General features: G+C 59.4%; 23 protein-coding genes and 1 pseudogene. 15 read left to right on the forward strand and 9 right to left on the reverse strand.

The annotated features are described in order from the left end of the window. Positions 1-15: 15 nt before the first annotated feature. Positions 16-678: a glutathione S-transferase gene (locus NGJ21_RS11155; RefSeq protein ID WP_251962107.1), complete on the reverse strand. Its 663-nt coding sequence runs from the start codon at positions 676-678 to the stop codon at positions 16-18. 148 nt (positions 679-826) lie between these two features. On the opposite strand from NGJ21_RS11155, the gene NGJ21_RS11160 reads away from it, so the two are divergent. From NGJ21_RS11160 to NGJ21_RS11170, 3 genes are all read left to right on the forward strand, one after another. Next, positions 827-1,126, forward strand: a complete 300-nt coding sequence (locus NGJ21_RS11160; protein WP_046786954.1) for a hypothetical protein — start codon at positions 827-829, stop codon at positions 1,124-1,126. Between the two features lie 69 nt (positions 1,127-1,195). Beyond that, positions 1,196-1,441, forward strand: coding sequence for a TIGR02647 family protein (locus NGJ21_RS11165; RefSeq protein ID WP_012312198.1), 246 nt, complete (start codon positions 1,196-1,198; stop codon positions 1,439-1,441). Between the two features lie 146 nt (positions 1,442-1,587). Continuing rightward, complete coding sequence (locus NGJ21_RS11170) at positions 1,588-4,452, forward strand: class I adenylate cyclase (protein ID WP_251962108.1); 2,865 nt, start codon at positions 1,588-1,590, stop codon at positions 4,450-4,452. Positions 4,453-4,456: 4 nt separating this feature from the next. On the opposite strand, the gene rnk is transcribed toward NGJ21_RS11170, so the two are convergent. From rnk to cyaY, 3 genes are all read right to left on the reverse strand, one after another. Next, a complete protein-coding gene (gene rnk, locus NGJ21_RS11175) occupies positions 4,457-4,867 on the reverse strand; it encodes a nucleoside diphosphate kinase regulator (protein WP_012312196.1) in 411 nt (136 codons plus the stop codon). 134 nt (positions 4,868-5,001) lie between these two features. Next, entirely contained in the window at positions 5,002-5,214 is a 213-nt protein-coding gene (locus tag NGJ21_RS11180; RefSeq protein WP_251962109.1) for a DUF1289 domain-containing protein, read from the reverse strand. A 1-nt stretch (position 5,215) separates the two neighbouring features. Next, a complete protein-coding gene (cyaY, locus tag NGJ21_RS11185; protein WP_251962110.1) occupies positions 5,216-5,548 on the reverse strand; it encodes an iron donor protein CyaY in 333 nt (110 codons plus the stop codon). Positions 5,549-5,800: 252 nt separating this feature from the next. Here cyaY and lptM point away from each other — a divergent pair, with 252 nt between their 5' ends. The 6 genes from lptM to NGJ21_RS11215 are packed head-to-tail and all read left to right on the forward strand — an operon-like array spanning position 5,801 to position 10,411. Further along, positions 5,801-6,004, forward strand: coding sequence for an LPS translocon maturation chaperone LptM (lptM, locus tag NGJ21_RS11190; protein ID WP_012312193.1), 204 nt, complete (start codon positions 5,801-5,803; stop codon positions 6,002-6,004). Positions 6,005-6,013: 9 nt separating this feature from the next. Next, a complete protein-coding gene (lysA, locus tag NGJ21_RS11195) occupies positions 6,014-7,261 on the forward strand; it encodes a diaminopimelate decarboxylase (protein ID WP_174141053.1) in 1,248 nt (415 codons plus the stop codon). A 4-nt stretch (positions 7,262-7,265) separates the two neighbouring features. Further along, positions 7,266-8,096 (forward strand): diaminopimelate epimerase, encoded by an 831-nt coding sequence (gene dapF, locus NGJ21_RS11200; protein ID WP_046786951.1) that lies wholly within the window; start codon positions 7,266-7,268, stop codon positions 8,094-8,096. A gap of 13 nt (positions 8,097-8,109) precedes the next feature. Further along, entirely contained in the window at positions 8,110-8,820 is a 711-nt protein-coding gene (locus NGJ21_RS11205) for a DUF484 family protein (RefSeq protein ID WP_012312190.1), read from the forward strand. Further along, complete coding sequence (xerC, locus tag NGJ21_RS11210; protein ID WP_012312189.1) at positions 8,820-9,719, forward strand: tyrosine recombinase XerC; 900 nt, start codon at positions 8,820-8,822, stop codon at positions 9,717-9,719. The genes NGJ21_RS11205 and xerC overlap by 1 nt, the downstream gene beginning before the upstream one ends. Continuing rightward, positions 9,716-10,411: an HAD family hydrolase gene (locus NGJ21_RS11215; RefSeq protein WP_161870894.1), complete on the forward strand. Its 696-nt coding sequence runs from the start codon at positions 9,716-9,718 to the stop codon at positions 10,409-10,411. Before xerC ends, NGJ21_RS11215 begins: the two co-directional genes overlap by 4 nt. Before the next feature lie 79 nt (positions 10,412-10,490). Here the strand turns inward: NGJ21_RS11215 and sutA are convergent, their stop codons facing one another. The 3 genes from sutA to glnK all read right to left on the reverse strand — a co-directional run bounded on the left by sutA (position 10,491) and on the right by glnK (position 12,972). Further along, on the reverse strand, positions 10,491-10,820 hold the full coding sequence (gene sutA, locus NGJ21_RS11220; protein WP_046786948.1) for a dormancy-specific transcriptional regulator SutA: 330 nt from the start codon (positions 10,818-10,820) through the stop codon (positions 10,491-10,493). Between the two features lie 430 nt (positions 10,821-11,250). Beyond that, the gene (locus NGJ21_RS11225) at positions 11,251-12,585 is read right to left on the reverse strand and encodes an ammonium transporter (protein WP_046786947.1); all 1,335 of its coding nucleotides are present in this window, start codon (positions 12,583-12,585) and stop codon (positions 11,251-11,253) included. A gap of 48 nt (positions 12,586-12,633) precedes the next feature. Beyond that, positions 12,634-12,972 carry a P-II family nitrogen regulator gene (gene glnK, locus NGJ21_RS11230; protein ID WP_002555808.1) on the reverse strand — a complete coding sequence of 113 codons (339 nt, stop codon included), beginning with the start codon at positions 12,970-12,972 and terminating at the stop codon, positions 12,634-12,636. A 364-nt stretch (positions 12,973-13,336) separates the two neighbouring features. Here glnK and NGJ21_RS11235 point away from each other — a divergent pair, with 364 nt between their 5' ends. After that, positions 13,337-13,600, forward strand: a complete 264-nt coding sequence (locus NGJ21_RS11235; RefSeq protein ID WP_012312185.1) for an accessory factor UbiK family protein — start codon at positions 13,337-13,339, stop codon at positions 13,598-13,600. Between the two features lie 16 nt (positions 13,601-13,616). Here NGJ21_RS11235 and NGJ21_RS11240 read toward each other — a convergent pair whose 3' ends face one another. After that, a complete protein-coding gene (locus NGJ21_RS11240) occupies positions 13,617-15,644 on the reverse strand; it encodes a DUF4034 domain-containing protein (protein WP_251962111.1) in 2,028 nt (675 codons plus the stop codon). 254 nt (positions 15,645-15,898) lie between these two features. Between NGJ21_RS11240 and NGJ21_RS11245 the strand changes: the two are divergent. The 3 genes and pseudogenes from NGJ21_RS11245 to NGJ21_RS11255 form a co-directional block, all read left to right on the forward strand. Then, positions 15,899-16,264, forward strand: a pseudogene (locus tag NGJ21_RS11245) (magnesium chelatase domain-containing protein); the annotation flags it as partial. 291 nt (positions 16,265-16,555) lie between these two features. After that, on the forward strand, positions 16,556-16,879 hold the full coding sequence (locus NGJ21_RS11250; protein ID WP_251962112.1) for a Pepco domain-containing protein: 324 nt from the start codon (positions 16,556-16,558) through the stop codon (positions 16,877-16,879). Beyond that, positions 16,876-18,162, forward strand: a complete 1,287-nt coding sequence (locus NGJ21_RS11255; protein ID WP_251962113.1) for a phage exclusion protein Lit family protein — start codon at positions 16,876-16,878, stop codon at positions 18,160-18,162. The genes NGJ21_RS11250 and NGJ21_RS11255 overlap by 4 nt, the downstream gene beginning before the upstream one ends. 330 nt (positions 18,163-18,492) lie before the next feature. Here the strand turns inward: NGJ21_RS11255 and NGJ21_RS11260 are convergent, their stop codons facing one another. After that, positions 18,493-19,008, reverse strand: coding sequence for a hypothetical protein (locus tag NGJ21_RS11260; RefSeq protein WP_251962114.1), 516 nt, complete (start codon positions 19,006-19,008; stop codon positions 18,493-18,495). A gap of 1,318 nt (positions 19,009-20,326) precedes the next feature. Between NGJ21_RS11260 and NGJ21_RS11265 the strand changes: the two genes are divergently transcribed. Continuing rightward, complete coding sequence (locus NGJ21_RS11265) at positions 20,327-20,896, forward strand: hypothetical protein (protein ID WP_251962115.1); 570 nt, start codon at positions 20,327-20,329, stop codon at positions 20,894-20,896. Beyond that, positions 20,893-21,252: a hypothetical protein gene (locus NGJ21_RS11270; RefSeq protein ID WP_251962116.1), complete on the forward strand. Its 360-nt coding sequence runs from the start codon at positions 20,893-20,895 to the stop codon at positions 21,250-21,252. The genes NGJ21_RS11265 and NGJ21_RS11270 overlap by 4 nt, the downstream gene beginning before the upstream one ends.

Genomic DNA, 21,252 nt, shown 5'->3' on the forward strand with positions numbered 1-21,252 from the left:
AGGCAGCCCTGGTCTTCAGCGCTTACCGCTGCGAATCATCTCCATGAAGGCCGGCATCGCCGCCTCCTTGTCTGCCACGATCCGCGCCATGTGCGGGTTTTCGTGCATTTTCTGCAGCAGCGCCTTGGCCTCAGGGAAGTCGGCGAGGAAGTCGACGTTCAGCACCTTCTTGCCTACTGCACAAGCCAGGTCGACCGAGAAGCAGAACATCAGGTCGGCAATCGTCAGTTGTTCACCGGCTACATAGGGTGCAAAACGGCCATTGCGCTTCAACGTGGCGAACCCCGCCAGCAGATCCGCACGCGCGCGCTCCTTGATCAAGGGCTCTACCGCCGCGCCAAAGAACGACTCGGCATAGCAGGTACGGGCCGGCAGCTCGATGTACAGCTCGATCTCCTTGAGCAGCTCGCGCACCTTGGCCTGCTCGAACGGGTCGGCTGGCAGCAGCGCCTTACCCGGCTGGGTCTGCTCGATATAGTCGAGAATCACACCGGTTTCGCTGAGCAAGCCGTGTTCGGTCTGCAGCACCGGCACTTTGCCGCGCGGGCTGACGTCCAGCGCCTGAGCCGACTGACCACCATAGAAAGTGACCTCTTCGAACGGCAGGCCCTTTTCCAGCAGGGCAAGCTTGACCATGTTGTAGTAGTTGCTGACCGAGAATCCGTGAAGCTTGAGCATGGGGTAACAGCCTCCAGGCCGTAGGGGGTTGGCCGGGCTTTTATAGCTCGTTACGCCAGTGCCTGACCAGCGTCATGCACCCGGTCGATGACCGGGCATTGCCGACGCGGGCATGGCACACTGTGTGCCCAATCACAGGAGTAGCGCCATGAGCGAGCCCACCGACATCGACAATGACGACGAAGCCTTCGCCGAGGCGACGCTGACCCAGGCCATCGAAAACCAGATCGAAAGCGGCGAACCGCCGGCAGCCAAGGCTACGTTCAACAAGCTGAGCCTGGTTGGCTACGAGCGCGAAGACATCCTCAACCTCATGGCCCACGTGCTGGCCATCGAGATCGACAACATGCTCGACGAGGACCGTCCGTTCAACACCGAGTGGTACGAAACCGCCCTGCGCGCTCTGCCCGAGCTGCCACCTGAGGCAGATCAAGGCGAGGACGAATAACCCGGCTACACTCCAGGGTCAGGCACCGCTGGCGGTGCCGCCATCCTCGTCTGGAAGTCAGGAGTCGCCATGTCCTTCACCCCCGAACTGATTGCTGAACTGGAAGTCCTTGCCCTGTTCAACCTGGACAGCAGCCAGGAAGGCATCAAGATTCACGCCAATGCCTCCCCCGCACTGGTCGCAGCAGCTCGACGCCTGCATGAAAAGCAATTGACCGATCAGCCCGATGGCGGTTACCTCACCAGCCTTGGGCATGACGCAGTCGAAAGCGTGCAACTGCTGCTGAACATTCTCAAGTCGCCCCAGCCGGCATAAACCTGCCCCGCCCCATCGCTGGCAAGCCGGCGATGGGGCCCGCCAAGGCGCAAGAAAAATGGCGTCAAAACTCCAATTGCCGCTTATCCGAGTGCATTACTCAGGCTAAACTCGCCAGAGCTCCCCCGGCCTGCCCTGAGTGTGCAATGACCCACCCCCACGAAATCCGCCCCGATATCGACGAAGGCATCGACCGCAAGGTGCTGGCGAAATTGCGTGCGCGGTTTCTGCAATTGAACACAGGCCGGCTACAGCGCGCCATGGATGGGCTTTCGACCCGCCAGCAACAGGTGTTGACCCTGCTACCACTGCTGTTTCACGTCAACCACCCGCTGCTGCCTGGCTATGTTTCAGGTAGCACCCCGGCCGGCGTATCGGGCTTCGAGCCCGATGCCAGCCTGATCGCCGAAGGCCAGCGCCTGGCGCGATCGTTCACGTACAAGACACGCCTGGGCAACCCCAACCGCCCGATCCACGGCCTGTTCCTGATGGGCAGCCTTGGCACGCTGGCCCAGGCTGAGCAAAGCGACATCGACCTGTGGGTCTGTCATGCCCCCGGCCTGGGTGACAGCCAGCTCGATGAACTGCGACGCAAATGCCAGTTGCTCGAAACCTGGGCCGCCAGCCTGGGCGCCGAAGCACACTGCTTCCTGATCGACCCGCAAAGCTTCGCCCAAGGCCTGCGCGACAGCCAGCTGAGCTCTGACGACTGTGGCACCACCCAGCACTACCTGCTGCTCGACGAGTTCTACCGCACGGCCATCTGGCTGGCCGGGCGCACACCGCTTTGGTGGCTGGTGCCGGCGTATGAAGAGCACAACTACAGCAGCTATACCGAAACCTTGCTGTCCAAGCGTTTCATCCGCAGCACCGATGCCCTCGATCTCGGCAACCTGGCCCACATCCCGGCCGGCGAATTCGTCGGCGCTGGCCTGTGGCAGCTGTTCAAAGGTATCGACTCACCTTACAAGTCACTGCTCAAGCTGTTGCTGACCGAGGCCTACGCCAGCGAACATCCAGCCGTGCGCTGCCTGAGCCTGGACTACAAGCAGGCGGTATTTGCCAACCACCTCGACCTCGACGCGCTCGATCCCTATGTAATGGTTTACCGGCGCATCGAACGCTACCTGCAGGCGCGCGGTGAAACCAGGCGGCTGGAGCTGGCAAGGCGCAGCCTTTACCTGAAGGTCAATAAGAAACTCAGCGGCCTGGACCGCGCACGAAGCAACGGCTGGCAGCGCCGGTTGCTCAAACGCCTGGTCGATGAGTGGGGTTGGGACGAGCGCCAACTGGCGTTGCTCGACAGCCGCAGCCAATGGAAAGTGCGTCAGGTCGCCGTGGAGCGCCGCGAGCTGGTTGCTGAGCTGAACCATAGCTACCGCTTCCTCAGCCAGTTCGCGCAAAACAACAATGCCAGCAGCCGCGCCGACCAGCGCGACCTGAATGTGCTGGGCCGGCGCCTTTATGCCGCGTTCGAGCGCCGTGCCGGCAAGATAGAAGTGATCAACCCCGGCATTGCCCCGGACCTCGCCGAGGACACCCTGACCCTGGTCCAGTCGCCGAACCGCAAGGAACCGGGCAGCCATCACTGGGGCCTGTACAACGGTAACCTCAGTGTTCACGAATGGGAGCACTTCAGCCCGATCAAACGCTGCCGAGAGCTGATCGAGCTGCTGGCCTGGGCACACCGCAACGGCGTCATCGACAGCACCACGCGCCTGGCGCTGCACCCCGGCGCCAGTGACCTGAACGAGTTCGAGCTGTTCAACCTGCTCGGCAGCCTGCAGCAGAGCATCCCTCTGCCATTGGAAACCGTCAGTGAAGTGCGCCTGTTGCAACCGAGCGTGGCCAACGAGATTCTGCTGCTGGTCAACGTCGGTGTCGATCCGTTGCAACACCATCGCGACTTGAACATCCTGATGACCACCGAGCGAACCGACTCGCTGAGCTACGCGGGCGTTCGCGAAAACCTGGTGCTGACCCTCGACCAGATTACCCTCAACAGCTGGAACGAAGTGTTGGTCCAGCGTTACGACGGCGAGCACGCCCTGGCACGTTGCCTGCGCGATTTCCTCAACAGCCTCGGCCAGCGCAGGCACCGGCCGCGCGTGCGGGTGCGCTGTTTCTGCCACAACCGCGCCCAGGCCATCAGCCAGCGGGTCGAGGAGATTTTCGACACGGTGCAGCTGTTGCTAGATCAGGGGCGCAACCACCGCTACCTGCTGCAGGTGGCGCAGCACACACACGTGCTGGAACTGCTGCCCGGCCAGGTCAGCCTGACCACCCTCGCAGAGCATGAGGCCGTACTCGAATGCCTGGGCGAAGAACGCAGCACCTACAGCCCGCTGTACCTGGATGCCAATGCCCTGCAGGACCACGACCTGCCACTGGTACTGGAAAACGCACGCCCCGGCTGCATCCAGGTGTTCTACCGCCTGCTCGAGGGCTGGGCCGACCTGTACGTGCTGGATGAGTACAATGCCCTGTGGCAGCAACGCCTGCCCTTGCACGACGAAAACCACCTGCTGCTGCCGCTGCAGCGCTTTCTGCGCTCGATGGTAATGCGCCACGACGCACGCGTGCCGCTGGACAACCTGCAGCAAGCACCATTGCAGACCCACTATGCGCAACTGCTGCCCTCGGGGCCGGGCAAGGCCCGCAGCATAGAGCCGCGGCCAACGCCAGACGACCTCAATGATCAGCCGTATTACGAGGTGCAGGCCATCCTCCAGGCCGGCACGGGCGATGACATGCATGTCACGCTCTATTGCAATCAGCAGGAGTTTTCCGAGCTTGACCATGGCGATGAGCTCTATACCGTGGTCGCCCGACAGATTCTCAGCCAGCGCCGCAGCGCCGGGCACTACCGCTGTTACATCACAGATCTTGACCTGTCCGAACTGCTCGATGACGAACGGGGCTCGACCGTCCTCTACCTGCGCTACAAGCGCGAGCTGGAGCAGGCTCTGAACGATGGCCTGGCGCAGTTGCAGGCAACCCTGGAGCCTTGAACCCTCAGAGGTCGAAATCGCCCGCAGCTTCAGGCTGGTACTCGACGGCCAGCAACTTGAGCTTGAGGGTCTTGCCCCCCGGCGCAGGCCAGTCGATCTGCTCGCCCACCGACAAGCCCAGCAGTGCGCAACCGATCGGCGCCAGGATCGATACCTTGCCTTCGCCGCCGGCATCCTTCGGATACACCAGGGTCAGGTGGTAGTCCTTGCCACTGGCTTCTTCGCGGCAGTGCACGCGCGAATTCATGGTCACAACACCAGCCGGCACCTCCTCGTGACCGACCACCTGCTCGGCGCGGTCCAGCTCGTCCTGCAGGGCGAGCACACCCGGGGTACTTTCGTCGAGGCTGTCGATCAGGCGCTCCAGACGCTGCACGTCCAATCGGGTAAGGATGAGGGAAGGCTTGGTGCTCATGATCCAGTCAGACTCCATTGAACAGTTGGTTTTCTAGGGGCAGATAAAGCAAAACCCCGCCCAGAGGGCGGGGTTTGATGAGTGCTTTGGCGTCACCGACGCATAACCCGACACTACCACAGCCGGGCAAATACTCAAGCCTGCGCGCGCAAGGCCTCGGCTTCGCGGCAAATCTGCCGGCGCCGTTCGTCGTCGGCCGAGCGCCACTCACGAATGTGCTCGACATGGCGATGGCAACCGGTGCAAACGCGCTGTTCATCCAGCCGGCACACGCTGATGCACGGCGACGGCACCGCTGGGCTGACGTTGCTGTAAAGCGGCTTGGCGGGCCGCGCCGGGGCACTCATCTCAGATCTCGTCGAAGTCCAGCTTTTCGCCGGCCCGCTCCCAGACAATCCGCTCGAGCATCTCACCCAGCAGCTCATCGCTCTTCTCGCAGACCCACTTGCCGCTCTCTTCGTCGTAGTCGAAGTGGAAGCCACCGGAGCGGTCGGCCAGCCAAAGCTGACGCAGTGGCTCCTGGCGGCTGAAGATCAGCTGGCTGCCGTTGTCGAACTTGATGGTAAGGACGCCGGCGGAATTCTCCATGTCCAGGTCCAGGCCGCTCTCGTCGAACAGGTCTTCCAGGGCCTGTTGGGTGGCGTCGACCAGATCATGGAAACGCGCTTCGCTCAAACTCATTGCAGGAACCTCGAAATTGGCTGCGTTACAGGCAGGCCGGGCACGATACGGGCGCTTGGCGCCAGCCGCAAGCGGCGAGCTCCAAGCGGCAAGAAAAAGCACAGCGTACACCTGAGCGCTTTTTCTTGCCGCTTGCCGCTCGCCGCTTGTGGCTAATTTCTGCCCGCCCGGCGGACCGGCTCTTGCATAGGCAATCCGGCAGTCGCTCGGTATACTCGGGCGCAATACTGCATATTTCAAAGGATTTCACCCATGAAGCGCCTGATTTCCTCGCTCGCGGCGCTGGTCGCGGTTGCCTGCCTCGTTTCGGCCTGCGGTCAGAAAGGCCCCCTGTACCTGCCAGAAGACGGCAAGGACGGCAAGGGCAGCCAGAAGTCGCATCAGCACCAGCACGCTCAGCCTGTCCAGCCACAGGATGAGCAGCCAATCGAGCCCGAGCAAACGCCAGAGCAGTAAGGAAATCAGATGAACGCTTTCAATTACCGCGACGGTGAACTGTTCGCGGAGGGCGTGGCCCTGTCGGCCATCGCCGAACGTTTCGGCACCCCCACCTACGTGTACTCGCGCGCCCACATCGAGGCCCAGTACCGCAGCTATACCGATGCCCTGCAAGGTATCGAGCACCTGGTGTGCTTCGCGGTCAAGGCCAACTCCAACCTTGGCGTGCTGAACGTTCTGGCTCGCATGGGCGCAGGCTTCGACATCGTTTCCGGCGGTGAGCTGGAGCGGGTACTGGCCGCCGGTGGGCGGGCTGACCGTGTGGTGTTCTCCGGCGTCGGCAAGACCCGCGAAGACATGCGCCGGGCGCTGGAAGTCGGCGTTCATTGCTTCAACGTCGAATCCACCGACGAACTGGAGCGCCTGCAGGTGGTTGCCGCCGAGATGGGCAAGGTTGCCCCGGTCTCGCTGCGGGTCAACCCGGACGTCGATGCCGGCACCCACCCGTACATTTCCACCGGCCTCAAAGAGAACAAGTTCGGCATCGCCATCGCCGACGCCGAAGCCATCTACGTGCGTGCCGCGCAGCTGCCCAACCTGGAAGTGGTCGGTGTCGACTGCCACATCGGCTCGCAGCTGACCACCGTAGAGCCCTTCCTCGACGCCCTCGACCGCCTGCTGGACCTGGTCGACCGCTTGGCCGATTGCGGCATCCACCTGCGCCACCTGGACCTGGGCGGCGGTGTTGGCGTGCGCTATCGCGACGAAGAGCCGCCACTGGTAGCCGATTACATCAAGGCCATCCGCGAGCGCGTCGGCGGTCGTGACCTGGCCCTGGTGTTCGAGCCGGGCCGCTACATCGTGGCCAACGCCGGTGCCCTGCTGACCCGCGTGGAATACCTCAAGCACACCGAACACAAGGACTTCGCCATCATCGATGCGGCGATGAACGACCTGATCCGCCCAGCCCTGTACCAGGCCTGGATGGGCGTCAGCGCGGTCACCCCACGTGAGGGCGAAGGCCGTGCCTACGACCTGGTCGGGCCAATCTGCGAGACCGGCGACTTCCTCGCCAAGGACCGCCAGTTGAACCTGGCCGAAGGTGACCTGCTGGCCGTGCAGTCCGCGGGCGCCTATGGTTTCGTCATGAGCTCGAACTACAACACCCGTGGCCGTTGTGCGGAAATCCTGGTCGACGGCGATCAGGCTTTCGAAGTCCGCCGTCGCGAGACCATCGCCGAACTGTACGCTGGCGAAAGCCTGCTGCCGGAGTGACCCCATGCTTCTGCGTTTTACCAAGATGCATGGGCTGGGCAATGACTTCATGGTCCTGGACCTGGTCAGCCAGCACGCACACATCCAGCCCAAGCACGCCAAGCAATGGGGCGACCGCCACACCGGCATCGGCTTCGACCAGCTGCTGATCGTCGAGGCACCGAACAATCCGGAAGTGGATTTCCGCTACCGGATCTTCAATGCCGACGGTTCGGAAGTGGAGCAATGCGGCAACGGTGCGCGCTGCTTCGCACGATTCGTGCTGGACAAACGCTTGACCGCGAAAAAGCGCATCCGTGTTGAAACCAAGGGCGGCATCATCGAGCTGGACGTGCAGAACGACGGCCAGGTGTGTGTCGACATGGGCCCGCCGCGCTTCATTCCCGCCGAAATCCCATTCGTCGCTGATGAGCAGGCGCTCAATTACCCGCTGGAAGTCGACGGCGAGTTGCACTCTATTGCTGCCGTGTCCATGGGTAACCCGCATGCCGTGCTGCGCGTCGATGACATACGTACTGCGCCGGTTCATGGCCTGGGCCCGAAAATCGAGAACCACCCACGCTTCCCGCAGCGGGTGAACGCCGGTTTCCTCCAGGTCGTTGACCGCCACCGCGCCAACCTGCGGGTATGGGAACGTGGCGCCGGCGAGACCCAGGCCTGCGGCACCGGTGCCTGTGCAGCAGCCGTGGCAGCCATCAGCCAGGGCTGGATGGACTCTCCGGTGTCCCTGGACCTGCCTGGTGGGCGCCTGCACATCGAGTGGGCCGGCCCCGGCACGTCCGTGTTGATGACTGGCCCAGCCGTACGCGTCTACGAAGGACAGGTTCGTCTCTAAGCGAGTAACCGCCATGACCGATCAGCCCAAGGTTGTACCCCAGCAGTCCAGTGAGCTCGATGCCGAAGCGGTGGTCGCCTACCTGCGCGCCCACCCGACCTTTTTCGCCGAACACGACGAACTGCTGGTCGAGCAACGTATCCCTCACCAGCGTGGCGACAGCGTGTCGCTGGTGGAACGCCAGCTCAAACTGCTACGCGATCGCAACATCGAGATGCGCCATCGCCTGTCGCAACTGATGGACGTGGCCCGGGACAACGACCGGCTGTTCGAAAAGACTCGCCGGCTGATCCTCGACCTGCTCGATGCCGGCAGCCTGGAAGAAGTGGTCATGGCGGTCGAAGACAGCCTGCGCCAGGAGTTCCAGGTCCCGTTCGTCAGCCTGATCCTGTTCGGTGACCATGCAGCGCCGGTCGGCCGTTGGGTCAGTAATGCCGAGGCCCAGCAGGCCATCGGCGGGCTGCTGGGCGGCGGCAAGACAGTCAGTGGCAACCTGCGTGAGCACGAACTGGCCTTCCTGTTCGGTGAGGAGCAGCACCATGAAGTGGGCTCCAGCGCCGTCGCTGCCCTGGAGTACCAAGGGTTGCACGGCGTGCTGGCAATAGGCAGCCGCGACCCGCAACACTACAAGAGCAGCGTCGGCACCCTGTTCCTTGGCTACATCGCCGAAGTGCTCGGCCGCGTGGTCCCGCGCGTTACCCAGCCCCTGCGCCCGGTGCGCTGATGGAACGCCAGCTGGAGGCTTATTGCGCCCACCTGCGCAACGAGCGCCAGGTGTCCGAACACACACTGCTGGCCTACCGCCGCGACCTCGAAAAGGTCATCGAATACTGCAACACCCAAGGCATCGCGGGCTGGGGCGCCTTGCAGATCCAGCAACTGCGCCAACTGATCGCCCGCCAGCATCATCAGGGGCAGTCCTCGCGCAGCCTGGCGCGGCTACTGTCGGCGGTACGCGGGCTGTATCGCTACCTGAACCGTGAAGGCCTTTGCCAGCACGATCCCGCCAGCGGCCTGAGCGCGCCCAAGGGCGAGCGCCGGCTGCCCAAGGTGCTGGACACCGACCGCGCCCTGCAACTGCTCGACGGCGGCGTGGACGACGACTTCATCGCCCGCCGCGACCAGGCCATCCTCGAACTGTTCTATTCCTCTGGCCTGCGCCTGTCCGAGCTGACCAACCTCGACCTTGAGCACCTGGACCTTGCTGCCGGCCTGGTACAGGTGCTCGGCAAAGGTGGCAAGGCGCGCGTGCTGCCCGTCGGCCGCAAGGCGCGCGAAGCCATGCAGCAATGGTTGCGGCTGCGCGGCATCGGCGGCCCGCGTGACGGCGCCGTCTTCATCAGCCGCCAAGGCAATCGCCTGGGGCCACGGGCTATCCAGATGCGGGTCAAGGCAGCCGGTGAACGCGAACTGGGCCAGCACCTGCACCCGCACATGCTTCGCCATTCATTCGCCAGCCATGTGCTGGAATCGTCCCAGGACCTGCGGGCGGTGCAGGAAATGCTCGGCCATGCCGACATCAGCACCACGCAGATCTACACCCACCTGGACTTCCAGCACCTGGCCGCGGTGTACGACAGCGCCCACCCACGGGCCAAACGCAGCAAAGGCACAGACTCATGAGCATCAAGCTGATCACGTTCGACCTTGACGACACCCTGTGGGACACCGCGCCAGTGATTGCCAGCGCGGAAGTCGTGCTACGCGACTGGCTGCAGGCCAATGCTCCCATACTTGGCGGCGTGCCGGTGGAACACCTGTTCGCCATCCGCGAACGTCTGGTGCAGGCCGAGCCGGGCCTCAAGCACCGTATCAGCGCCCTGCGCCGGCGCGTGCTGTTCCATGCGCTGGAAGAGGTGGGATACAGCGAAAAGCACGCTCAGGAGCTGGCCAACGAAGGGTTTGAGGTGTTCTTGCATGCCCGACATCAGGTCGAGGTGTTCCCCGAAGTGCAGCCGGTGCTGGAAATTCTGCGCCACCACTACACCCTGGGCGTGGTCACCAATGGCAATGCCGACGTACGCCGCCTGGGCCTGGCCGATTACTTCCGCTTCGCCCTGTGCGCCGAGGACCTGGGGATAGGCAAACCAGACCCGGCGCCCTTCATCGAAGCGCTGAAGCGTGGCGAAGTAGAGGCCAGTGCCGCCGTGCATGTTGGCGATCACCCCGGTGATGACATTGGCGGCGCCCAGCGCGCAGGCTTGCGTGCGGTGTGGTTCAACCCCCAGGGCAAGGCCTGGTTGGGGGAAGCGCCGCCGGATGCCGAAGTCCAGCGCCTGTCGCAGCTGCCCGACATACTTGCGCGCTGGCGCTGACAGGGGCCGCTTTGCGGCAGTGAAACCAGTAGCCACAAAAAAGCCCGCAGCGACGGCGGGCTTTTTGGTGTTCAGCCACTCAGATAGGGCGGCTGCCGTACTTGTTGTCCGGCTTCTTGGGCGGGTCGGCGACTACGTTGGCCTCGACTTCCTGCACCTTGCCACCGCGCGAAAGGAATTCTTCCATCGCTTTGGCCAGGGCATCACGCTCCTTTTGCTTGGCTTCCATGCTCGGCATCTCGTCTACCGAGACAGCCGCCTTGGATTTGCCCTTGGCAACCGGTGCCGGGCTGCTGTCGTCATCGCCAGCGTCTTCGGCGCCATCGCCAGCCGCAGCGTCGAGGCTATCATCAGCCTCGTCTTCGTCGCCTACTTCGAGGTCATCATTTTCCAGATCGTCGTCGCTCATGTTCTACCTCATGACTTGCGAAAAGCAGGTTAGTTATAGACCAGTGCAGCCGTAGACCGGCAGCCACCAGTGAAAATTCAACTGGCCGTGGGTTGGCCACTGCCCTTGGGACGGCACTCCTGATGGGACGCCCCGCCCGGCAGGCCCTGCTCCTGGCAGGACCTGACAAAACCTTGCAGCCCTTGCTGGCCACACGCTATTGGCAAGCCTAGCAAAGGCTGACGAAGCGTGCGGACAACTCGTGCAACACCTCTCGGCGCGCATTCTAGCGCGCCCGTGGAAAAAGCAAAGCTCCATAAACGCCCTGCTTGTTGTAAGTTTTTGGCTTACGTCGCGAACGTGACTGATAAACCGTTTGCTCTGCGGGAAATGGCAAAAAACAGGCAAAAAAAATGCCCGGCAAGCCGGGCAAGTTTTTCCAGCGTCGCAGTTACAGGTTGTAACCGCGTTCGTTGTGTTGAGCCAGGTCGAGGCCGACCGACTCTTCTTCTTCGTTGACCCGCAGGCCCATCACCACGTCCAGCACCTTGAGGATCACGTAGGTGACGATGGCGGTGTAGACCACGGTGAAAATCACGCCCTTGGCCTGGATCCAGACCTGCGCACCGATATCGGTGACCGCGCCGAAGCCGCCCAGGGCCGGTGCCGCGAACACACCGGTGAGGATCGCGCCGATGATGCCGCCGATGCCATGCACGCCGAAGGCATCCAGGGAGTCGTCATAACCCAGCTTGCGCTTGAGGGTGGTAGCGCAGAAGTAGCAGAGCACGCCAGACACCAGGCCAATCACCAGGGCGCCCATCGGGCCCACGGTGCCGGCAGCCGGGGTGATGGCAACCAGGCCGGCGACCACACCCGAGGCGATGCCCAGGGCGCTCGGTTTGCCGTGGCCGATCCACTCGGCGAACATCCAGCCCAACGCTGCAGCAGCGGTAGCGATCTGGGTCACCAGCATGGCCATGCCGGCAGTGCCGTTGGCGGCTGCGGCGGAGCCGGCGTTGAAGCCGAACCAACCGATCCAGAGCATGGCTGCGCCCATCAGCGTGTAGCCCAGGTTGTGCGGGGCCATCGGGGTAGTCGGGTAGCCTTTGCGCTTGCCCAATACCAGGCAGCAGACCAGGCCGGCGATACCGGCGTTGATGTGCACCACGGTGCCGCCAGCGAAGTCGAGCACGCCCCAGTCCCACATCAGCGCGCCATCACCGCTCCAGACCATGTGCGCGATCGGTGCGTAGACCAGGGTGAACCAGATGCCCATGAACACCAGCATCGCCGAGAACTTCATGCGTTCGGCGAAGGCACCCACGATCAGCGCCGGGGTGATGATGGCGAAGGTCATCTGGAAGGTAATGAAGACCGCTTCAGGGAACAGTGCGGCAGCCGACGTCAGGCCGTCCGGCGTTACGCCGCTGAGGAACGCCTTGGAGAAGCCGCCGACGAAGGAATTGAAGTTGAGCACGCCCTTTTCCATACCAGTGGTATCGAAGGCCATGCTGTAACCGTAAACGACCCAGAGAATGCTCATCAGGCCGGTGATGGCAAAGCATTGCATCATCACCGAGAGTACGTTCTTCGAACGCACCATACCGCCGTAGAACAGGGCCAGGCCCGGAATGGTCATGAACAGCACCAGCGCCGTGGCAGTCAGCATCCAGGCGGTGTCACCGGAGTTCAGTACTGGGGCGGCAGCCTCCTCTGCCAGGGCGAGGCCCGGCATTACGAGGGACAATAGGGCTCCTAGCCCTGCGATCTTACGCAGAGTCATGTTGTTTTCTCCTGGGGCGTTGGGTTTGGTGAGGCTTTTTTTGGGCGCTTAGATCGCGTCGGTATCGGTTTCGCCGGTACGGATGCGGATTGCCTGCTCCAGATTCACCACGAAGATCTTGCCGTCACCGATCTTGCCGGTGTTGGCAGCCTTGGTGATGGCTTCGATCACTCGATCGAGGTCTTTGTCGTCGATGGCGACGTCGATCTTCACCTTGGGCAGGAAGTCGACCACGTATTCCGCACCGCGATACAGCTCGGTGTGACCCTTCTGCCGACCGAAGCCTTTTACTTCGGTGACGGTGATGCCCTGCACGCCGATTTCCGACAGTGACTCTCGCACGTCGTCCAGCTTGAACGGCTTGATGATGGCTGTGACTAGCTTCATGAAACTCTCTCCCGATTTGGTGGACTTGCCCCAGGAAAACAAACCCGTCTCAAGTCTAAGCGCAGCGGTTGGCTTTGTAACGCGTCGTCGGCATCCGGCTCCGCGTGCGCACTGCCTGGTCACAAGGAACTGCATCAGTGCATGGCTCGTACAGGTCTTTGCAGAAACCTTGCCAGTTCCGTTAAAGCGCCGAAAAACAGGCAGTTGCGTGGAAGAGTCAGGCTTGGCCAGTCGCCAGCACTGAAAAGATGCACAGTCTTGGTGCGCAGCATTGCGCGGGACTGCTCGAAAAATGTGCAACGGAACGCAAAACGGGCCCGTGTTACACTGCCGGCCATTTCCCGTCAGCAGTGGACAGCCGATCATGCTCGCGCCCAAAGCCCTTCTCGATGCCCTGAGCGACCAGGCCTCGCGCCTGTTCAGTGGCGATACCGCCCAGCCCCGCGCCGAACTGGAAAGCCAGTTCAAGGTGCTGATGCAAGGTGCCTTCAGCAAGCTGGACCTGGTCAGCCGTGAAGAATTCGACAGCCAGATGGTCGTATTGGCCCGCACCCGTGCGCGCCTGGAGGCCCTGGAGAAGCAGGTCGCCGAGCTGGAAGCCCGCATGGCACCCGCGGCACAGGATTAAGCTCCGCGCCCCGCCCTCACGCGGGAGCCCGTAGCCGGCCGGGTGCCTGGCTGCTTGGCTTGGGCGGCAGCTCACTGGCATGCAGGTCCCCTCGAAACAGCGTTGCACCGCACACCGTGAACAGCGTCCTGAACAGGTTGTGCGAGTTGCGAATCCGGGCCTGAATGCCCTCGATGGCCGAATCCCCCGGCTGCAGCGCGGCCGCACGGTTGGCCCACTCGATGGCCGCGAAGCGGCTCGGCTTGCGCGTACCATGCCCGTGCATCCAGGCCAGGCCTAGCTCCGCGCTTGCACGCCCGGCTATCGCGCAATCAGGGTAGTGCACCAGGTCCAGCAGGTAGGCGACCGCCTCTGCGCGCTCCCGGGGGTCGCCGAACTGGCGCTGCAGAATGGCCAACTGCAAGCGGGCCTGGGCATCGAGCGCCTCGTTGCCTAGGCAATCGAGCAGCAAGCGCCTTACCGCCAGCATCGCGCTACGCTCGCTCAAGTTCTGGTCATTACGCATGCGTTGGCAGGCCAGGTCGTACTTGGCCATCTGGCTGCCTGCCTGCGCGGCACACAGCAGCCAATGCGCTGCTGCCCCAGAGTCTATGTAGTCTTCCGGCGTTCCCTCGAGCCGACCGCAATGCAGCGCGTAAAGCGCGGCTGCGGCATCGGGCAACTTGCACTCGGCACACTGCCTGTAGAGGAAATACGCGGCCTCGTAATACTTGGCGGCCCAAAGCAGGCGGGCTACCTCGAGTACATCAAAGCCCAGCCCCTCGCGCCCGCACTGCCGTTTCACCGCAGCGTGCAGCCAGATACGCGCCTGCTCGGCGCATTGCCTGAAACCCCACAACCCGAACTGGTGCCCCACGGACCGCAACGCACAGGCCGCCGCTTGCCTGCGGTTTTCGCTTAACCGCTCGATGGCGATACGCAAGCTGTGCGCATCGTCTTGCACGCCATGGGCCACTACCAGGCAAACAAAGCTGTAGAACGGCTCACCAATGGCCGGTACGAAGCCCTGATCGGGGTATAGCGCCACAGAAGCGACGAAGTCGTGCATCGCACCGGGGTAATCCTTTAGCGAAAAGCGGCGAAAAGCCCCTCGCCGGGCCATGAGCGTGGCGCGTTCCTTTGGCCTGAGCTCGCGTTGCATCCACCGCTCGAAGACTCGCTGCCAAGCCGTGACTTGCTGCACCTGATCGGCAGGAGGCAGCCGGAACTGATCCTCAAGTGCCAGCCAGCGGATTGCATTACGCAGGGTTTCAGGCCAGCCCCGGCACAAAGGGCCGCTGGCCACGGCATCAATGGCCTCATAACTACCGCCCCAACGGGGTGTGAGGTAGCTGGCATAGGCCTCGACCACCTCGAAGCAGCCAGGGAACCAGTTCAAGGCATGGCGCAGCCAGTAGTCCCGCGCAGGTTCCTGCTCAGCGGGCAGGCGGGCACTCAGGCACAACGGCAGCACTTGCGGCAGCTCAACCAGCGGTGCCAGCCCATATTTGACCAGTAGCGGTGCCGCAGCCTCCTGCACTTCGACATCGGCATGGGCGCTGGGCCGAAAGCGCGCCGGCCGGCCATGAAACAGCTCCACCAGCCAGCCCGGTTCACGAAAGTGCGCACTGATCTGCAACATACCGATCGCCGCCGCTACAGGCTGCGCGCAACGCTCAATGGCCCGCAGGAAGTGCCCAGCGGCCATTTCGCAGGCCTGCTCGGCGGCCAGCCAGCGCGCTGCGGACACCTCATTGGCGGCAACCGTACCGCGAATACGGCAAGCGCGATTGAAGCAGTGAAAGCCCATGGCTACCTGCGGGTGATAAGCCTTGGGGCAGGCATCGATCCAGGCTTTGAGGCGTTGTGTGAGGGCCTTGCTGCCTTCTACATCCCAGTCGACCAGCATGTGCCCCTGAACAGCCTCAAGGTAGGCCGGGCACTCCCCTGGGCGCGCTTGCCGCCACTGCGCCTGAAGGTTATCGAAGAAATGGTTGAGTTCAGCGAACTCCTTGGCCTTTACCCGCTCCAGGATCTGCTGGCGGGTGCGAATGAGCGTTTGCACGGGCAGTACCTCAAGTCCATTTGGAGGAGATGCATTGCCATCCCTTGGCAAGGCAGTAACGGTTGAACACTAAGCCATAGCTTTGCCGGGCGCAAAGTTATTGGATCCATTGTTTGTCAGATTGTATGAAAAGCAGGGGAGATCCCTGACCTGAAAAACAAGGACGCACTCTTCTTGCGCTTGTTCCCCCTACCCTCTCTATGCTTGGCCAAGCCGCAGGAAGCGGCGCCCTCATCATCGACAACGGAGCGTCCATGTCCCTTGCCCTCGTCCACAGCCGCGCCCAGGTTGGCGTGCAGGCACCTGCTGTCAGCGTCGAAACCCACCTGGCCAACGGCCTGCCCCACCTCACCCTGGTCGGCCTGCCCGAAACCACCGTCAAGGAAAGCAAGGACCGGGTACGCAGCGCCATCGTCAACTCCGGGCTGAACTACCCGCAAAGGCGCATCACCCAAAACCTGGCACCGGCAGACCTGCCCAAGGACGGCGGGCGATACGACCTGGCCATCGCCCTGGGCATTCTTGCTGCTGACGGCCAGGTGCCGGTGGCCACATTGGCCGACATTGAATGCCTGGGCGAACTGGCGCTTTCGGGCAAGCTGCGCCCGGTGCAGGGGTTAGGTGGACCAAGAGGCATAGATCCATGCTGTTGCCACAACTAATCAGGGCGGGAAGCGTGTGTCTACTGCTCATAGGTAGATTTATGCTCTACTCAGAAGCCCTGCATCGCCCTCGGTGCAATCCATTTACGCTCTGCCTTTGAGACACTGCCGACAAACGACGGCGGACACCCGCATGATGTTAACAGCAGAAAATCACTTCAATACAGAAGAGTGGCGCAATGCTACCATTCGCATTTAGCCTCACGCCTATTTTCCGCGTGAGTCCTACAGGCGCTACTAGGAATTTTTATGTCTAGAGGATTGGGCAGCATCGAAGTCTGGGATATCGAAACAAGCGATCCGGCAACACGCAATGCCCTGCCGTCGCTTAGTCGACCAAAAGTAAGCACGACTGAAGTAGATCTGGAAATATTAAGCGAAAACCTCAAAGCGGTGCTTAATAAGTTCCAAACTATGCTGGACGAGCAACCTGTTGCGAAGTCTGGTTATTGCGTCGATGAAATCGAAGTATCGCTCGGAGTTAATGGTAAAGGCAGCATTGCTCTCATCGGAAAGCTCGAGGTTGGTATGCAAGCTGGTATCAAAGTAAAGTTCAAGCGAGCTCCGCAATGACACCAAAAGAATACGTTGCATTCATCCAGTCAAGCGTGAAGCGCCGTGTTTACACGGAAGAAGATATTCCTCCTGGTATTGTTTCCGCTTGCAAAGCAGCCAGCTTGAGCCTATCAGATCTCCTTAAAGAAATTAACGAAAGGGATTGGACGAAGGTTTTAATCGACCATTTAAACCCCAGACTTGATCCTGCGCTTATTACATTACTGGAATCCGAAGTAATAGCGATAGGCGCAATAGACGACCCAATCCCCGACGTAAAAATTAAAACTCTAGATAATGGCTACGCCATTCTATTCAGTACGGGAATGAGGGAGTTCGTCTACCGATTATCAAGAATCATCGCTACCCGCTTCAAAATCGGTGAGCAACCTATTGAGGCTGGGCTGCACGAAACTGCCAGATTAATAGCAGAGGTCTTTTGGTGGTTTAAAGAAACAAATGTCGCATTCGGTCCGCAATATTCGATCAACAATGATCAAATGAAGGTCGCAAACACATTAGCCATGGAGGCAGAGGCATTTCTGCTTTGTCACGAGGTTGGCCACATTTTGTCGGACACACCCGGTATGCTGGAAAAGCTACCGAACGACATTATACGAGCTGACGTTCTAGCACACCTCGATGAATTTGCTGCCGATTTTTTTGGAGCGAGTTTGGTATTGGGATATAGAGACGAGGACTCTCCAGACTTCGCCACCACTCTGCAATTGAGGTATGCCGGTATCGAGTTCATGCTACTAATCTACCAATGTCTCGAAAAAATCGGAATGGATTTCGGTGACACCCACCCCCCGGCTTGCGAACGATTGGCTTACATTCGAATGGCCACCCGACGATATTGCGACAATGACGAGTCTTGGTTAAGCTTATCCGAAATTTCTAGAGGTATCGAACTTATTTTCAATGAGATTCTGGAAATCCTAGATTCTCCAAGTGAGCATGCACAGTATTTTGAACGTAAAGCTCAAGAATTGCTTAATGATTTGAATCTTGCGCTTAAGGAGTGCACGGGAGGGGTAGTGCCTGATTATGTAAACTTTCGTCAGCGTGCAGGTGAGATTTTTTCCACTGGCTATCCAGAGAGTGTTCTAGAGCGTATGGCGCAAGTGGCCAAAAGCTTCTATAACGATGTGTACTCCGAGGAGAACGAGGATGAAGCGAATGACTCAGAGCGCTGGGTCCGTTTCCAACAGTTCAAGCTGCTCTTATCATTTTTTCACGAATTGCCTGACGGTGCAGTCAAGTCTCGTTTTATGGCATCTCTAGGCTGGCAAGACTAGTGAGCCCTCTAAGCATAAACAACTGATAATAATAGTAAATTGCGCTCACGCCTCAGGCAGACGCCAAACCTGAACTGGCCAATCAGCTATCTGGTGTCTCCGCACCTGAGAAAAACGCAATCACATAACCCATCCCCACAAACTTACTGAGCAGAGAGTGCAACTGACCGAAGTTTGAACCCTCCCTTGAGAAGGCATAACAGGCCTTACTTTTACGACACCTTTCATCTCCTTGCCTTCTCCTCCGAAAGAGATTCGCGCTTGTTTTTTATATTTGCCTTAGTTCGACCCGCTAATGGAACCCAATTAACCCACCAATAACTATTGCCTTTAATTTCCCTCGTCGCGCCATTCTTTATCCGTACATTTGACACTATCATTCAGCTTTACGGTATTCATGAGCAAGTTGAAATCCCTCTGCCTCTTGGCATACTCTTCAACACCTTGAGCCACTAAATCTCTGGTTTCACACAAATATGACCCAGGCACAAAATCACCGGAATTTAAATATAACGCATGGTAGGAAAATTGAACCACCAGTGTTGCCTTCCAGTGGTCCTTTTCCGGCGTACTAAGAATCTCGTCAGCCGAGTTCAGCAAAAAAGAAACGAAAAACTCGTATGCCTCGCGCTTATCGGATCCGTACTCGAAATTAAGATACCGAGGAGCCAATATAGGAAAAGAAGCCGCGGAGTACTTTGGATTAGCAAATGCTAGACTTAAATATTCTTTGTAAACTCCTTTTGCAGACGTCGTGTTATTAGCCTCCATTTGCTCAATGGAAATAATCACTGCGACAATTGCAATGGTGGTTGTCGAGATGGCACTGATAGCAGGCAGCGGCATTAGCCGCCCAATCGCAGGTAGCTTTCTATATCCTACGAAACAACAAAGTCGAGTACGCACGAGCAGCTTATAAAACAATTTAAAATCTCAGCCAAAAGCTATGAAAGGGCACACGATAATAGCTAAAAATCGCTACAGCTCCAATCATTAAAGTGTTGTAGAACGCAAGATGACCATAGGTTCGTGGATCCCTATCCCACAAACTGGCTGAGCGACAACTCTAAGACCTGAGCTGCTTGACTAAAGCTGAGCATTCGTTGCATCAGATGAGGTAGGTTACAACGGGTAGTAGCACGCTGCTAGAGACGCGCCCCTTGAGAGGTGAGCACCTCTACGAGGCCTCAGTCGGCTTCTCGACAGCGGCTGTGCTGCGCTCAAGTTCAATCTTTCTGGTCCTTAGGTAGAGGAAGAGAGGCATCAATCTTATGGCTACCCGTTCTCCAGCACCTGGGCTGGGTTCACATCGACGGCGAGCAAAGACCGAATATTGCCTGGATGGCGACGACGTACTGATCAGTAGGGGGCGATCGATGGCTCACCAATTGATATCGGTTGGGGCTTGTGGCACAGCCGCAGGTATGGATTGGCCCCCCTCAGTCCCAAGCTTGGGATCTGACGAAAGGTACGTCTCCCATACCCCGAATCCTCTGAGTTTCAAGATCTTGGCCGACGTCGACTTCATTCGGCTTTTCACGCTCTACCTGCTCTCGATGGAGACGATCAAGGTACCGAGATATGTGAAAACCGGCTGAGCCGGCCGCAGTTTCCGCACTGACGAACGAATGAGGTGATGCATGCTTCATGTGGTTCTGATAACTGATGCAGAACACACCTGAAGGCATCGCTAGCCGCACCTTGTAAACCACTTTTTTTCACTGTTAACCACAGTGGTTTACAGTGAAAAAAAGTGGTTTACAAGGTGCGTATTTCCTAGGCGAAAGACCGGTTGCACCGCAGAAGTGCGCGTCACGGGTTAGGCCTTCCTATGCCTCAATGAGAGAGGCGGTTACCGTGAGGTTGACGTGGTGACACCACGCGAAGTCTCATGCACCAGCTTGGCACACAGCTGGTCGATCAGGACCTGCTTTACATGTGAAGCCGGCTGACTTTCCGATGTGAGTGCCAATACACTAATCTCAACGCGAGTATGAAGAAGGAGTAACAGGTATTGGCATTTTAGAGGCTTTGAGGACAGTCCATGTATTCGTTCGAACTCCATCGTAGGATTGGGTAGTTTTTCGCTGAGTCAGAAAAATTTCGACCCTTTCTTACCCTTGTCGCGGAACTAGCCAAATCTGCACAAGCAATGTCCGGCCCAATGGCCAAAATTGCAGCAGGTGGCGCTGCACAGAGCGAAGGTGCAGCACGAGTTAACGCTCATCTGGCTCGAGTCCATCAGATGACTTCAGCGACGTTCAGTCAACGTCATTTGTTTAAGGGCTTGGAGCATTTTCAAGCGGCACTGACACAGTTACAGCTCAGCCAACCCCAAAGCCCTGAGCTCATCCTGAGCCTCAAACAACACATTGAAGCTTTTTCGGACCTCTACGACGTATTTATCACTAATGGCACAGGCCTCAACGCGCTGCCAGTTGTTCTTGCCGCACAAGACTTGAACGTCAAATTCCAAACCCTCATGCAATCCTTGCAGATGATTGAAAACCTTGTAGGCAACCATGATGTCGCTGGCAGCGCCGAGGCTCCGATAACGATCTGGCTACCTGCGCATTTTGATTTGAAAGACTTTGGTCGACGCTTACTCGCCGTCCAGGCACTCTACACCGAGCTTTGTATGCTGCTGTCAGTCTCCGAAAGCGATCATCCATTGCGCATTTCGAAAATTGAATCTGGCAGCCTGTGGGTGAAGGTTTCGGAGAGTCGAAAGTGATCGACCTACTCATATCCTTCGTCAAAGAAACAGCATCCTGGATGTACAAGAACCATACGACCGAAGGAAAGGTATCAGCGATGCCTTTGAAAGTCGAAGCGGTCGATGCGTTACTCGGACTTTCAACCAAGCTCCAAGCAGCCGGCATAGACAAATCCGCGATGGATGCACACATCCAGAAATCCGCGTTCGTGATCGCAAGAGATCTAGGCGTTCTGCTGGACGGCCAAGCAACTATTACCATCAATGACCAAACCATTTCCGCAGGCTCTGAGTTCACCCAAGCGTTGGGCAGGCAGTCGGATACTCCTCGGTTAGAAAGTTTAGATGGCGAATTACTGCCTACGCTTGGCTGA

Origin of the sequence: Pseudomonas sp. Marseille-Q5299 (genome assembly GCF_943737035.1) — a bacterium.
GTDB lineage: Bacteria > Pseudomonadota > Gammaproteobacteria > Pseudomonadales > Pseudomonadaceae > Aquipseudomonas > Aquipseudomonas putida_E.

Coding starts and splice junctions, on each gene's coding strand:
- NGJ21_RS11155 (WP_251962107.1), bottom strand. CDS start 678: ATGCTCAAGCTTCACGGATTCTCGGTCAGCAACTACTACAACATGGTC.
- NGJ21_RS11160 (WP_046786954.1), top strand. CDS start 827: ATGAGCGAGCCCACCGACATCGACAATGACGACGAAGCCTTCGCCGAG.
- NGJ21_RS11165 (WP_012312198.1), top strand. CDS start 1,196: ATGTCCTTCACCCCCGAACTGATTGCTGAACTGGAAGTCCTTGCCCTG.
- NGJ21_RS11170 (WP_251962108.1), top strand. CDS start 1,588: ATGACCCACCCCCACGAAATCCGCCCCGATATCGACGAAGGCATCGAC.
- rnk (WP_012312196.1), bottom strand. CDS start 4,867: ATGAGCACCAAGCCTTCCCTCATCCTTACCCGATTGGACGTGCAGCGT.
- NGJ21_RS11180 (WP_251962109.1), bottom strand. CDS start 5,214: ATGAGTGCCCCGGCGCGGCCCGCCAAGCCGCTTTACAGCAACGTCAGC.
- cyaY (WP_251962110.1), bottom strand. CDS start 5,548: ATGAGTTTGAGCGAAGCGCGTTTCCATGATCTGGTCGACGCCACCCAA.
- lptM (WP_012312193.1), top strand. CDS start 5,801: ATGAAGCGCCTGATTTCCTCGCTCGCGGCGCTGGTCGCGGTTGCCTGC.
- lysA (WP_174141053.1), top strand. CDS start 6,014: ATGAACGCTTTCAATTACCGCGACGGTGAACTGTTCGCGGAGGGCGTG.
- dapF (WP_046786951.1), top strand. CDS start 7,266: ATGCTTCTGCGTTTTACCAAGATGCATGGGCTGGGCAATGACTTCATG.
- NGJ21_RS11205 (WP_012312190.1), top strand. CDS start 8,110: ATGACCGATCAGCCCAAGGTTGTACCCCAGCAGTCCAGTGAGCTCGAT.
- xerC (WP_012312189.1), top strand. CDS start 8,820: ATGGAACGCCAGCTGGAGGCTTATTGCGCCCACCTGCGCAACGAGCGC.
- NGJ21_RS11215 (WP_161870894.1), top strand. CDS start 9,716: ATGAGCATCAAGCTGATCACGTTCGACCTTGACGACACCCTGTGGGAC.
- sutA (WP_046786948.1), bottom strand. CDS start 10,820: ATGAGCGACGACGATCTGGAAAATGATGACCTCGAAGTAGGCGACGAA.
- NGJ21_RS11225 (WP_046786947.1), bottom strand. CDS start 12,585: ATGACTCTGCGTAAGATCGCAGGGCTAGGAGCCCTATTGTCCCTCGTA.
- glnK (WP_002555808.1), bottom strand. CDS start 12,972: ATGAAGCTAGTCACAGCCATCATCAAGCCGTTCAAGCTGGACGACGTG.
- NGJ21_RS11235 (WP_012312185.1), top strand. CDS start 13,337: ATGCTCGCGCCCAAAGCCCTTCTCGATGCCCTGAGCGACCAGGCCTCG.
- NGJ21_RS11250 (WP_251962112.1), top strand. CDS start 16,556: ATGTCTAGAGGATTGGGCAGCATCGAAGTCTGGGATATCGAAACAAGC.
- NGJ21_RS11255 (WP_251962113.1), top strand. CDS start 16,876: ATGACACCAAAAGAATACGTTGCATTCATCCAGTCAAGCGTGAAGCGC.
- NGJ21_RS11260 (WP_251962114.1), bottom strand. CDS start 19,008: ATGCCGCTGCCTGCTATCAGTGCCATCTCGACAACCACCATTGCAATT.
- NGJ21_RS11265 (WP_251962115.1), top strand. CDS start 20,327: ATGGCCAAAATTGCAGCAGGTGGCGCTGCACAGAGCGAAGGTGCAGCA.